At 45.4% G+C, this 13,465-nt stretch carries 13 protein-coding genes; 11 read left to right on the top strand and 2 right to left on the bottom strand.

Going from position 1 to position 13,465, the window contains the following annotated elements:
* The first annotated feature begins 52 nt into the window (after positions 1-52).
* The 6 genes from ROSEINA2194_RS12535 (at position 53) to ROSEINA2194_RS12510 (ending at position 7,526) form a co-directional block, all read left to right on the top strand.
* Positions 53-1,324 carry a M18 family aminopeptidase gene (locus tag ROSEINA2194_RS12535; protein ID WP_044927952.1) on the top strand — a complete coding sequence of 424 codons (1,272 nt, stop codon included), beginning with the start codon at positions 53-55 and terminating at the stop codon, positions 1,322-1,324.
* 36 nt (positions 1,325-1,360) lie between these two features.
* Complete coding sequence (locus ROSEINA2194_RS19810) at positions 1,361-2,599, top strand: transglutaminase domain-containing protein (RefSeq protein ID WP_172727119.1); 1,239 nt, start codon at positions 1,361-1,363, stop codon at positions 2,597-2,599.
* A gap of 232 nt (positions 2,600-2,831) precedes the next feature.
* Positions 2,832-3,671 (top strand): DegV family protein, encoded by an 840-nt coding sequence (locus ROSEINA2194_RS12525; RefSeq protein ID WP_007887614.1) that lies wholly within the window; start codon positions 2,832-2,834, stop codon positions 3,669-3,671.
* 4 nt (positions 3,672-3,675) lie between these two features.
* Positions 3,676-5,043: a bifunctional folylpolyglutamate synthase/dihydrofolate synthase gene (locus tag ROSEINA2194_RS12520; RefSeq protein ID WP_007887613.1), complete on the top strand. Its 1,368-nt coding sequence runs from the start codon at positions 3,676-3,678 to the stop codon at positions 5,041-5,043.
* Positions 5,044-5,234: 191 nt separating this feature from the next.
* A complete protein-coding gene (locus ROSEINA2194_RS12515; RefSeq protein ID WP_007887611.1) occupies positions 5,235-6,587 on the top strand; it encodes an MBOAT family O-acyltransferase in 1,353 nt (450 codons plus the stop codon).
* A 12-nt stretch (positions 6,588-6,599) separates the two neighbouring features.
* Positions 6,600-7,526 carry a GDSL-type esterase/lipase family protein gene (locus tag ROSEINA2194_RS12510; protein WP_007887610.1) on the top strand — a complete coding sequence of 309 codons (927 nt, stop codon included), beginning with the start codon at positions 6,600-6,602 and terminating at the stop codon, positions 7,524-7,526.
* 41 nt (positions 7,527-7,567) lie between these two features.
* On the opposite strand, the gene ROSEINA2194_RS23590 is transcribed toward ROSEINA2194_RS12510, so the two are convergent.
* A complete protein-coding gene (locus ROSEINA2194_RS23590) occupies positions 7,568-7,708 on the bottom strand; it encodes a helix-turn-helix domain-containing protein (RefSeq protein WP_334292516.1) in 141 nt (46 codons plus the stop codon).
* Positions 7,644-8,240 (bottom strand): Crp/Fnr family transcriptional regulator, encoded by a 597-nt coding sequence (locus ROSEINA2194_RS12505; RefSeq protein WP_007887609.1) that lies wholly within the window; start codon positions 8,238-8,240, stop codon positions 7,644-7,646. The genes ROSEINA2194_RS23590 and ROSEINA2194_RS12505 overlap by 65 nt, the downstream gene beginning before the upstream one ends.
* Before the next feature lie 392 nt (positions 8,241-8,632).
* On the opposite strand from ROSEINA2194_RS12505, the gene ROSEINA2194_RS12500 reads away from it, so the two are divergent.
* From ROSEINA2194_RS12500 to ROSEINA2194_RS12485, 5 genes are all read left to right on the top strand, one after another.
* Complete coding sequence (locus ROSEINA2194_RS12500) at positions 8,633-9,343, top strand: 4Fe-4S binding protein (protein ID WP_007887608.1); 711 nt, start codon at positions 8,633-8,635, stop codon at positions 9,341-9,343.
* Positions 9,344-9,410: 67 nt separating this feature from the next.
* Positions 9,411-10,364, top strand: coding sequence for an L-lactate dehydrogenase (locus ROSEINA2194_RS12495; protein ID WP_021923771.1), 954 nt, complete (start codon positions 9,411-9,413; stop codon positions 10,362-10,364).
* 71 nt (positions 10,365-10,435) lie between these two features.
* A complete protein-coding gene (locus ROSEINA2194_RS19805) occupies positions 10,436-10,639 on the top strand; it encodes a hypothetical protein (protein ID WP_172727118.1) in 204 nt (67 codons plus the stop codon).
* Positions 10,621-10,797 (top strand): DUF3783 domain-containing protein, encoded by a 177-nt coding sequence (locus ROSEINA2194_RS20465; RefSeq protein ID WP_081453913.1) that lies wholly within the window; start codon positions 10,621-10,623, stop codon positions 10,795-10,797. The genes ROSEINA2194_RS19805 and ROSEINA2194_RS20465 overlap by 19 nt, the downstream gene beginning before the upstream one ends.
* Before the next feature lie 163 nt (positions 10,798-10,960).
* A complete protein-coding gene (locus ROSEINA2194_RS12485; protein ID WP_007887603.1) occupies positions 10,961-13,390 on the top strand; it encodes a histidine kinase N-terminal 7TM domain-containing diguanylate cyclase/phosphohydrolase in 2,430 nt (809 codons plus the stop codon).
* The last annotated feature ends 75 nt before the right edge of the window (positions 13,391-13,465 follow it).

Genomic DNA, 13,465 nt, shown 5'->3' with positions numbered 1-13,465 from the left:
TTGCAGCCGCAGATAAAAAGTCTGAGGTTTGATGGAAAGGTTGGTAACAGATATGACAGAGACAGAAATTTTATTTGATTTACTGGAAAAAGGAATCTCACCGGCGCACGCAGTGAGCGCATGCGAAAAAAGACTGACGGATGCCGGTTTTGAAGTGGTTGATTACGGTACGGCATGGAACTTAAAAGCGGGCGGAAAATATGTGATAAATCATCATGAAACGACATTGTTTGCATTCACATTACCGCAGAATTGGAGTGACAGAGAGCCTGCGATCCGCATTGCAGCAGCACATACAGATTTCCCATGCTTAAGGATCAAACCGTCCTGCGATATTCAGACAAACGGATACGCACAGGTGAATGTGGAAGTTTACGGCGGCGCAATCTTAAATACATGGCTCGACCGTCCACTCGGTGTAGCCGGAAGAGTTGCAGTGCGCAGTGGGGATGTGTTTACACCGAAAGTGGTCACGTTCCAGTCTGAAAAAAATCTTATGACCATCCCGAATCTTGCGATCCACATGAACCGTGAGGTGAACAAGGGCGTGGAATTAAATAAGCAGACGGAACTGCTCCCAATCTGCGGACTTTCCGATGATGCAGACTATTTTCTTGATTTTCTTGCAAAAGAGCTTGCTGTGAAAAAAGAGGATATTCTTGATTTTGAACTGACCATTTACAATAAAGAAAAGCCGGAGTTTGTGGGATTAAACGATGAGTTTATCTCTGCATCCAGACTCGATAACTTAAATTCCTGTTCTGCACTGGTGTCTGCGATCATCGACAGCGACAGGGCGGACGGCATGAATCTCATTGCACTGTTCGATCACGAGGAGATCGGAAGCCGTTCCAAACAGGGTGCCGGTTCCATTCTGCTCCATGATATGCTGGTGCGCATTCTGACCGAGTGCGGACTGGAAAAAGAAGTGTGGAACAGACTGTACAACAGCATCATTTTATCCGTGGATGTGGCACATGGACTTCATCCAAACTATGCCGGAAAGATGGATCTGACCAACAAGCCGGTGCTTGGAAAAGGATTCTGCATCAAGGAAGCATGCTCCCAGTCCTATGCAACAGACTGTGGTGCGGTCGCAGTGATCCAGCAGATCTGTGAGAAGGATCAGATCCCATATCAGAAATTTGTGAACCGTTCGGATCTTGCAGGAGGCGGCACATTAGGCTCGATCGCATCAGCGTTACTTCCGGTAAAAACAGTGGATATCGGAATCCCATTGCTTGCAATGCATTCTGCAAGAGAACTGATGGCAGCAGCAGACCAGCAGGCATTGAAGGATTTGGTGAGCGCTTATTTTGGCTGAAAGGCAAAAAAGATACATACAGCATGAAGTATGCATTTGACAGGAGAATCAGGTGAGAAAAAAATTTTTTCCTATGTGGCAGGGAGTGCGGCGTGTGCAGCACTCATTCTGCTTTCGGGGTGTCAGCAGACAACCAATCAATTATCCGATATTACCCGCTATGTGGAAGAGAAAATTGCAGAAGGAAAAGGCACGGAAGTAAAAAGTAAAGAACAGGAAACGGACACTGAGCAGGCAGCAGTTTGCGGGGAAACAGAGAAGCAGGCAGAGCCATCCGTTGAAAAGCAGTCTGTGGACTGTTATGTATATCAGACGCTTCCGGAGGAAGTACGCACTGTGTACGACGAGGTTTATGATGCGATTCTCTATGAAAAAGAAGATGTGGCGCTGAGCACGTTAGACAACGAAGTCCTGCATCAGGCGTATGTTTCGGTGATGGCGGACCACGGCGGACTGTTCTGGGTATCGGGCTACACTTACACGCAGTATACCAGAGGGGAAAAGCTGGTAGATCTCCATTTTACACCAAAGTTTACCATGACGGATGCCGAGCGGATGGACATGCAGGCACAGATCGATGAGACAGTCAGTCAGATTTTGGCAGGGATCGATGCGCAAGCGCAGGATTATGACAAAGCAAAATATGTGTTTGATTATCTGGCTTCGAATGTTGCGTATAGCACAGGTGCGCCGGACAATCAGAACATCATCAGTGTGTTTGTCAATGGGGAAACGGTTTGTCAGGGATACGCTGCAGCAACGCAGTATCTTCTGGAAAAACTGGACATTCCCTGTGCAGTGGTGGCTGGAACGGCAGACGGACAGTCTCATGCATGGAATCTGGTAAAGCTGGATGGAGAGTATTACTATATTGATACGACCTGGGGAAATGCCACTTACAGCGGTGATGGAATGGGGCTGGATTCCTTTATCAATTATAATTATTTTGCAGTTACGACCGAGGAATTACAGAAAACGCATCAGCCGAATGACGATATTATCGTTCCGGTGTGTCAGGCGGTAAAAGACAATTATTATGTCCATGAAAATCTTTATTTTGACACATGGGATGCAGACAGCATCGGAAATGTATATCGGGCTGCCTATGAGCGGGGAGATGGTTTCTGCTCTGTCAGGTTTGCAGACAGGGAGCTGTATGAACAGGCATTCTCCTACTTTATCACGGATCAGAAGATCGTGCATTACTGCAAAGGACTGACATCTTTATATTATCTGGAAGATTCCGACCAGAACGTGCTGACTATAAAATTTTAATAAAAATCATAATATCCTCTATACAAAGTAAAGTTTTTATGTTAATGTTACGTAGTAATCAATACTACATGTAATAGAAAAAAGAAACTTTTGATATAATAATGAATATCACAAGGAGGCTAAATCCTCTGCTCACCAGAGGGTTCGCATTTTCCTACGGAAAACAAGGAGGCTAAATCCTCTGCTCCTGTAAGGACAGTCGCATTTTGCTTCGCAAAACAAGGAGGATACTATGTATAAGATTGTAATCGACAGTTGTGGGGAATTACCGGAAGAATTAAAACAGGACGGACATTATGAGACCGTTTCATTGGAGCTGGAAGTAGACGGATGCCGTATCAGGGATGACAGCACATTTGATCAGTCAGACTTTTTGAGAAGAGTCAGAGAGAGCCTGAAAGGACCAAAGTCCTCCTGCCCGTCACCGGAGCAGTATATGGATGCATATGAGGGTGAGGCAGACCATGTTTATGCCGTGACACTGTCCGGTGGTTTAAGCGGCTCTTACAACAGTGCAGTGCTCGGAAAGAATCTATATGAGGAAGAGCACGGAGATACAAAGAAAATTTATGTGTTCAATTCGAAATCAGCGTCCATCGGTGAAACTCTCATCGGCATGAAGATACAGGAATTTGAGGAAGCCGGATGCGGTTTTGAAGAGGTTGTGGAGAAGGTGGAAGAGTACATCAAGTCCATGAACACCTATTTTGTATTGGAGACATTAGAGACATTGAGAAAGAATGGCAGACTTTCCAACCTGAAAGCATTTATTGCCAATTCATTAAATATCAAGCCTGTTATGGGCTCAACGAAGGAGGGATTAATCTGCCAGTTAGGTCAGGCGCGCGGCATGAACAAGGCGCTTGAGCGCATGGTGAAGGATATGATCTCAAAGACAAAAGACTGTGAGAACCGTATTCTTGCGATCTCACACTGTAACTGTCCGGAGAGGGCAAAAGCAGTGAAGGAAAAAATCGAGAAGATTGCGAAGTTCAAAAAGATCATCATCATCAATACCGCAGGTGTCAGCAGCATGTATGCCAACGACGGCGGCGTGATCATGGCAGTATAGTCAGATGCAGACATTAACATACGAAGAAACAGTAACAGCGATTGAAAATAAAAGAAGATTTGGAAACTTAAAGGGTGTCGAGATCTCAAAGATAATGTTAGAGCAGTTAGGACACCCGGAGAAAGATTTACGCATCATACACATAGCAGGGACGAACGGCAAAGGCTCCGTCTCTGCTTTTTTGCGCTCTGTTTTCGAATGTGCAGGATTGAAAACCGGGATGTTTACTTCTCCACATCTGGTGGATTTCAGGGAGCGCATCCAGGTGCAGGGAGATATGATCTCAAAAGCGGATACCATGCGCCTTGGAAACAGGCTTCTCTCTATGGATTTTGGCGTTTATCCGACAATGTTTGATTACTGTCTTGCAATGGCATTGCTTTATTTTAAGGAACAAAAGTGTGATGTTGTGATTTTGGAGACAGGACTTGGCGGAACGTATGATTCCACGAATGCCTGCGGAGTGCCGGATGTGACCGTCATTGCAAAAATCGGTTTTGACCATATGGCGATCCTTGGTGACACACTCGCCAAAATTGCAGCAGAGAAAGCAGGAATTATCAAGCACGGCACAGCGCTTGTGTTAGAGAGCCAGGAAAAAGAAGCAATGGACGTGTTAAACAAAGCCGCAGAGCGTGCAGATATCAAAACTACAAAAGTCGTAAATTTAAATGAGATCAGGATCCTGCCACAAAAGGACGGAAAACAGTGTTTTTCATACGCTGGACACGATGCAGTCACAATGAAAATGCTCGGTGTGCACCAGTATGAAAATGCCGTGGCGGCAATGCTTGCAGCAGAATTATTTTTTGAAAAATATTTTGCAGGAAAAAAGAATGTGCCGGAACGGAAAGCTTTGCAGCATGCGATCCGGGAAGGAATCGACCGGACGCAGTGGATGGGACGCATGGAGCTTGTGAGCAATGATCCGTTTTTCCTGATGGACGGTGCGCATAACAGTAACGGTGTGGAGGCGCTGAAAAAAAGTCTGGAGACAATGTATCCGGATGAAAAATTCCATTTTATCATGGGTGTCATGGCGGATAAAGATTATGGGGAGATGATCCGGGAACTTCTTCCGCTGGCACTGGATTTTAAGACAGTGACTGTGGAGAGTGAGAGGGCATTGCAGGGAGAGGCGCTCGCAGACTGCATCCGGGCAAAAAGGGATCCCGGCGGAGGCGTATCAGAACCTTGCGGATGTGCTGCCAGATTTCTCAAAATCATCCGCAGAAAAGACAGTGGCATTCGGCTCACTGTATTTTATCGGGGAGATCGAAGCATTTCTGCAGGGAAAACAGTAACATGGTTTCCGGAAAATCTGAGAAAAGCAGCGTCCGTGCCCAATCATTACAGAAAAGTTACAAAATAGCATGGATTTAATATATTTTTAAAATTAATCATATGGTAATATTTATTTTTTTCATCTATAATAACAACAGTCTGTGCATATAATAAGAAAAGGAAACAGGCAGGTATTTTTTGTGAAAAACAGGTAGAGTTTCTGCAGAAAAGCACGTTGACCGTGCAGCACAAGCAGGAGAATGAGAGAAAGAATTACGTATGGTATTCAGCAGTTTTGAATTTTTGTTCCGGTTTCTGCCGGCTTTTTTAATCATATATTTTATCACACCGAAGAAGTTCCGCAACGCAGTACTCTTTTTGGGGAGCATTGCCTTCTACACCTATGGTGAGGCGCAGTATGTCCTGCTGCTGTTAGCGTCAGTCACGGTGAACTATGTGATCGCACGCAGCATGTATAAGACACCGGAGGATGGAAGAGGCAGAAGACAGGCAGTACTGCTTGTTCTGGCGCTTTGCTACGATTTCGGAATGCTCTTTTTCTTTAAATACAGCGGTCTGACCACGAAGCTGCCGCTTGGGATCAGTTTTTATACTTTCCAGATCGCAGCGTATGTGATCGATGTGTACCGTGGCATTGTCCCGGCAGAAAAATCTTATGTCAACCTTGGAACCTATCTGACGATGTTTCCACAGCTGATCGCCGGACCGATCGTAAACTATACCGAGGTGAGCAGCTGCCTGAAAAGAAGGACGGTGACAGCACGGGATTTTGAGAGTGGCATCCGTATCCTTGTGATCGGACTCGGATCCAAAGTCATTATCGCTGACCGGGTGGGAATGTTGTGGAACAACGTGCAGACGATCGGGTTTAACAGTATCTCAACGCCGTTGGCGTGGCTGGGTGCGGTCGCATATTCCATGGAGCTGTATTTTGATTTCGCAGGATATTCGATGATGGCGATCGGACTCGGAAAAATGTTAGGATTTCAGATTCCGGTAAACTTCCGTTTTCCATATATCTCAAAATCGGTGACGGAGTTCTGGCGCCGCTGGCACATTACACTGGGACGGTGGTTCCGCGATTATGTATACATTCCGCTCGGAGGAAGCCGGAAAGGCAGACTGCGGACGATGTTCAACCTTTTTGCTGTGTGGATACTGACCGCGCTGTGGCACGGGGCAGGGTATAATTTCCTGATCTGGGGCGGCATGCTGCTCGGGGCTTTATTTCTGGAAAAATTGTTTTTGCTTCCATTTTTACAGAAAAGCAAAGTGATCGGACATGTCTATCTGTTACTGTTTGTGCCTGTGACCTGGATGGCATTTACGATCACAGATGTTCATCAGCTTGGAATTTATCTGACACGTATGTTTCCGTTTGTGAATGCACATACCGGCATGGTCAATTCCATGGATTACATCAAATATCTGAAAGATTATGACAGCCTGCTGGCGATGGGAGTTCTTTTTGCAACTCCGGTTCCGGCGGTGATTTATGGAAGAATAAAGCGGGGGCTGCTCGGTACGCTGGCAATTGCGGTGATCTTTGCACTCAGCATGTACTACCTTGCGGTATCTGCAAACAATCCATTTTTATACTTTAATTTTTAGGAAGGAGCAGAAATGAAAAAAATCAGATATTGCAAAATCACCATTCTGATTTTAGCTGGCTGGGCAATCCTGTCAGCGATAGGATTTCTGGGAAAAGATACGATTTACAGCCGTTATACGGTCGATCCGGTAAAAACACCGTACTTTGTTCTGGTCATGCAGGGCATACACGATGGGATTTACCCATGGAGCAGCGACCATGAGTCACTCTGGGATAAATGGGAACATCTGGCAGAACTGAGAAGAGATGAGGAGCAGATCTCTGCGACCGAGAGCACAGAACCTGCCGTAGCGGGAACGGAGAGTATGGCAGAAACGGAGGCAGTGGCGGAGACAGAGCAGGAGGAAGTAAGAAGCTTTCACCCGGTGGACGCAGGGTACTTCTCAGACGCAGTGTTTATCGGTGATTCGAGAACCGTGGGACTTCATGATTACGGCGGACTCGATGACAGCACTTTTTATGCGACCGTCGGCATGAACGTATACAACCTCTGGACAGAAAAGTTCTGTGAAGTGGACGGGGAAAAAGTGACATTAGAGGAAGCGCTTAAGGCAAAAAAATACGGGAAAATCTATTTCCAGATCGGGATCAATGAGATGGGAAGGGGAACGCTGGATGGTTTCATGACAGCCTATGAGGATTCTGTGGAAAAATTCCGGGAACTGCAGCCGGACGCTGTGATCTTCGTTCAGGGGATCATGAAGGTTGCAAAAGAAAAAAGTGATAAAGATCCGATCTTTAACAATGTGGGGATCGAGCAGCGGAATGAGCGGATCGCTGCACTCGCAGACGGAAAAAATATCTTTTACCTTGACATGAATGAGGTCGTATGCGATGAGGAAGGCAACTTAAAGAGCAGTCTGACGTTCGACGACATTCATCTGTATGGTTCAAAATATGGAATCTGGGTGGATTACCTGAAGGAGAATGGAATCTGAAAAAACGCTATGGTGCAGGAAATAGCATCATAGCGTTTCTTTTAATCGTTTTTCTCAAAAATCGTGAAGGTATTTTTGTTGAATTCCAAAATGCCGGCATCTCTCAATTTGCACAATTCATTGGACATGGCAGAGCGGTCGACAGAGAGATAGTCGGCAAGCTGCTGGCGGTTGAATGGAATGGTAAAGGTTGAAGCATTGGCTTTTTTTGACTCCATGGACAGGTAGGAGAGCAGTTTTTCTCTGGTGGTGCGCTTGGACATATGTTCTAACTTGCGGTTTAACTGGAAATTTTTTCCGGGACACTAACGTTAGAAGATTGCGGATCAGCCGGTTGTGAAACGCACAGGCAGATGGGCAGACCGTCAGAATCTTAGAGACCTCCAGAAACAAAATGCGGCAGGTGGAAGCAGCAAAAATATTCATTTCCAGCGGTTCAGTGGAATTGATCGCATAGGCTTCCCCGAAAATATCGCCCGGGGCACATTCTGCCATCAGATTGGCATTGCCCCAGAAGTCCTCTTTTACAATGTGTACACTCCCCTCCAGCACAATGCCGATGCCTGTGATGTTTTCCCCATAGGAAAAAATGATCTCGTCTTTGGTAAATGTCGTCTCCCGTGCAGAGAGGCAGGAGAGCATGTCCCTGATCTCATCGGTTGTGATCCCTGTGAATACAGAGGTCTGTAATAAAAGCAGATCGTCGTTTGTCATAGAAACTCCTTTCGAATGTATGTATAGAACATTGGCTCGGTAATTGTGAAACTCCTCGTAAGCTGTACAACATTGTTCAAAATTAACAAAATTTTCGAAAACACGCTTTCGCTACGTGTCGCTGGTAACGGTACTAAGAAGCCAGTCGCAACTGACGTTACGCCTGCCTTCTAAGTGCCGACCGCTCCCCAGTGTTTTCTCAAGCTTTTGTTAATTTTTCACAATTTGATTTATGTTATGAAGGAGTTTCACAATTACCTACCCAATGTTCGTAGAATAAAACATAATTACGTTGTAAAAACAACGGAAAAATTTTCTTTATTATATTAGTATGCACATAGAAAGTCAAATGAAACAAATAATAGATATGCAGACAACAGGAGGAATGGAAGATGGTAAGAAGAATTATAGAGATCGACGAGGAAGCATGTGTAGGATGTGGTCTTTGCGCAGAGGCATGTCATGAGGGAGCGATCGCAATGGTGAATGGAAAAGCGAAGCTTATGCGCGATGATTATTGTGACGGTCTCGGCGACTGTCTGCCGGCCTGTCCGGTAGATGCAATCCATTTTGTGGAGCGTGAGGCAGCAGCTTATGATGAGAAGGCAGTGGAAGAACATAAAAAGAGCAAAGAGGCGGCAAAGACACCATGCGGATGTCCGGGAAGTCAGGCGAGAGCCATCCGGAGAGAGGCAGATGCAGACAGAAGCGCAGAGCTGCAGACGGCAGGAGAAATCCGTTCTGAACTGACACAGTGGCCGGTACAGATCAAGCTTGCACCGGTCCGTGCGCCATACTTTGACGGCGCAAAACTGCTGATCGCAGCGGACTGCAGCGCATACGCCTACGGAGATTTCCACCGTAAATTCATCCGCGGTCATGTGACACTGATCGGGTGTCCAAAGTTAGATGATGTGGACTATTCTGAGAAGTTGACAGAAATTATCAAAAACAATGACATCAAATCTGTTACAATAACACGTATGGAAGTGCCTTGCTGTGGCGGAATTGAGATGGCTGCGAAAAAAGCATTGCAGAACAGTGGAAAATTCATTCCATGGCAGGTAGTGACCATTTCTACGGACGGAAGAATCCTGGAATAACAGTAAAATTCTGCGGTTGTCTCCACTTACAGGAGATATTCGGAAAAAAGAAAGAGAGGACGAAAATATGAGTGAAACAAGCGTAAATCAGAGAAAAGTGGCAATGATCGGATGCGGTTTTGTAGGATCTGCAACAGCATTTGCATTAATGGAAAGCGGTCTGTTTTCTGAGATGGTTCTGATCGATGCTGATAAAAACAGGGCAGAGGGAGAGGCGCTGGACATCAGCCATGGACTTCCTTTTGCAAGACCAATGAAAATCTATGCCGGAGATTATGATGATATTGTGGATGCAGCGATCATCATCGTGACAGCAGGCGCCAATCAGAAACCGGATGAGACAAGATTAGACCTTGTCCAGAAAAATGTTGGTATTTTCAAATCCATCATTCCGGAAATTGCAAAAAGAAACTGCGGAGGAATCCTGTTGATCGTTTCCAATCCGGTGGATATCCTGACCTACACGGCATTGAAATTGTCCGGTTTCCCGGAAAACCGGGTGCTTGGCTCTGGAACGGTGTTAGATACTGCAAGATTAAAATACAATCTTGGAGAGCATCTGAATGTGGACAGCCGGAGTGTGCACGCATTCATTATCGGCGAACACGGCGACAGCGAGCTTGCAGCATGGAGCAGCGCCACTGTTTCGGGTGTGCCGATCAATACATTCTGCGAGATGCGCGGACACTTCAACCATGACGAAGCGACCGAGCGTATTGCAGAGAATGTAAAAAACAGTGCTTACGAGATCATTGCAAAGAAAAAGGCGACGTATTTTGGAGTTGCAATGGCAGTGCGCAGAATCTGCGAGGCGATCATCCGCGACGAAAAATCCATTTTACCGGTATCGAATCTGATGCACGGAGAATTCGGGATTTCCGATATTTCCTTAAGCATGCCGGCAATCGTGGGAGCGCACGGTGTGGAAAACCGGATCCCGATCACTCTCGATGAGGAGGAAACAGAAAAACTGCAAAGTTCTGCCGGCACTTTAAAGAAAATTATTGAAGAAGTGTTATAAAAAATGATAGAATGAAAGAAAAAGCCAGACATATTTTGTGTTTGGCTTTTCTTAAGTCTGGAGAGAAAAACATGGAAAAAATATTAATCTATCAGGTAAAAGAAAAAGAAGCGGTAAAACAGCTGCTTGCGCCAATGAAAATCCGTCTGGAGGAGATCGAAGCCACAGATTTACGGCAGAGTATCGGAGATCTCGCAGAGGAAAAAAGAACGTACTCACAGCACCATTTACCGGCAGCGCACCACAGGAGAGCCTTATGGTATTCTGCGGTGTGAATGAAAAACATTTTGACAAAATACTGTTTGAACTGCGCCGGAAACAGATCCCGGTTGACTATAAAGCAGTCCTTACACCATCGAACCGGAAATGGAGTGTGCTTATGCTTATGCTGGAACTTACGAAGGAGAAAAACAGCTTCCGGCAGGGAAACTGAAACGGAACAGGGACAGATCCGAACCGGAAATGGACAAGCGTGCAGATTCTTGTATGAAATGTAAAAATATGGTAACATAATGATATATGTCTGCGTACAGAGACAGTATCTGACGGCAGACCGCGTATGGAAATATGATATTTCACACGAAGGAGAATGAAAAATGGAACATTTCATGAATCTGGTGTTGATCAAAAATATATATATTGGTATTCCAATGGCTGCACTCATATGCTATCTGTTTTTACTATTCTGTTTTCTGAATGTTGCAGAGAAATCATCAGAAGTAAGAGATCTCAAGGCAATACTGTCGGCATTATTGTCCTGGACAGGCGGCGCTGTGCTCATGAGACTGCAGATCAGCCCGGGGATACAGTTCTGGTATCATGTATCACTGATGGGACTTTTTACGATCCCGATACTGATATATGGATTTTTGTTCCATTATCTTGACATCCGGGGAAAGGACAGATTTCTGGATGGCTGTATGGCTGTGACAGTATCAGCTGTCCTGTTGAATGTTTTTACCGGTTGTATTCTCCCACCGCCGGAAGTGCAGATCATGGCGAATGGCGGTATATCCTACCATTATCATGCAAAAACAGGCATCTGGTTGCTGGCAGCAGCAGAGATATTTCTGTTAGTGTATGTAACGCTGCTTGCCCACAAAAAAATCGGGGAACAATTAGAGTACCGGAAAAAACTCGTCCCATTATTAATAGGAACACTGCTCATCATGGGTGGAAATATTCTGTGCGTGATGCCATGGAGCGGTGATTTCCCATTCGATACCCTTGGCGGAGTGGGAATGGCGGTCTGTTTTGTATACATTATTTATAAACAGTATCTGTTCTCATTCTCCATGCGTGCGACAACAGGTGCCGTATATTTGATCGCAGTAGTTGTAGCGTTTCTTCCAATGATTATTTTGGAGCCAAACATTGACCATGTGATCGGCCAGACGGACAGCTTTACCAAACAGTTTATCACAGTGTTTGTCGTTCTGCAGTGCCTCTGGATGGTGTTGGTCATGAGCTATGCCAGAAAATGGCTGGAGCGTATCCTGTACCAGAAGAAAAAACACATTGTGGAGAGCCTTGTGGAATTTCAGGATATGGCGGCCTCGATCCTGAATAAAAAAGAACTGTACCAGAAAATCCGAAGCACCGTCAGTTCGGCAGTACCGGACTCGTATGCACGTATTTTTGAAAAAAGAGATGACCATTTTGTGGAGTGTACGGCAGACGGAGACCGGGTGCTGGACACAGAGGAGGAGGCAAGGCTGAGGTCATTCTGCGGCACCGGCGGCATTCATAAAAAACCGGAGATCGCAGTTTTTAAGTATGACGATAAAATTTATGGATTTTTATATGTGGAGCTTCACAGAAAAAACAGGCTGATCTATGATGAGGCGGACTGTATCCGGCAGATCGCAAACAGCGTATCCGGCGCATTAAAAAATATCAGTGCCTATGAAAAAGTATATCAGGTGTCCATTCATGATGAACTGACAGGTCTGTATAACCGCAGCTATTGCAGTGAATTTATAAAAAATCTGGACATAAAGGAACATCCGACAGGAATGATATATCTGGATATGGATAACTTCAAGTTATACAATGACCTGTACGGCGAGGAGACCGGAGACCAGATCCTGAGGTGGAGCGCATCCCAGGTGCAGAACCTCTGCAGTGACAAAATGTCGGTATTCCGTGTCGGTTCCAATGAATTTCTTATTATTGCGGAAGAAAGCAGAAAAGAAATACTATTGTCGTTTGCGCGGCTGATACAGAATACGATATTAGAACAGAAAGAAGATAAGCCAAAAGTCATCCAGCCGATTACGTTCAGCGTTGGAATCGCATGGGACAAAAACATGGCAGAAAGTGCAAGAAAATTATTCCGCCAGGCAAGACGGGCAGCCTTCTATGCAAAAGGAAATGGTAAAAACCGTATCGAGATTTACGAGAAGAGTTTTGAGGGACAGGAACAGAGCAGGGAGAAAGGTTATGAGCAGGTAACGCCGACGATTTTTGCGCTGATGGCAGCAGTTGATGCCAAGGATTCGTTCACCTTTGAACACTCTGAGAATGTTTCCGGGTATGCGATGAAGCTTGCAGCAAAAATGGGGCTTCCAAAGGATGATATCCAGACTGCAAAAGTGGCAGGTCTGCTCCATGATATCGGAAAAATCGGTATCCCGGAAAGCATCTTAAAGAAGAAGGGCAAACTGACAGATGAGGAATACGAGGTAATGAAAACTCATGTGGAGAATTCCATTGAGATGATCCATTTCCTCCCGAATATGAACTATGTCATTCCGGCGGTTTTATCCCATCATGAACGCTATGATGGAAAAGGCTATCCGGGCGGTGTCAAGGGAACGGACATCCCGCTTTTAGGCAGGATCCTTGCAGTGTGTGACAGCTTTGATGCAATGGTGTCCCGGAGGGCTTATAAGGATGCCTTAAGCGTGGAGTATGCGATCGGGGAATTAGAAAAAGGAAAAGGCACGCAGTTTGATCCGGATGTCGCAGAAGCATTTATTGAATTGATCGAGGAAGATCCTTCGTTTCAGGTGAAGGCTTCGTAATATCTTTTCCATACGATATGCATTGATGGCAAGGGAGAAAAGAAGAAAAACAAAGAGCAAAATATGGATAAAAAT

The organism is Roseburia inulinivorans DSM 16841, assembly GCF_000174195.1.
GTDB lineage: Bacteria > Bacillota > Clostridia > Lachnospirales > Lachnospiraceae > Roseburia > Roseburia inulinivorans.
This window is presented reverse-complemented; position numbering and strand designations above follow the sequence as displayed.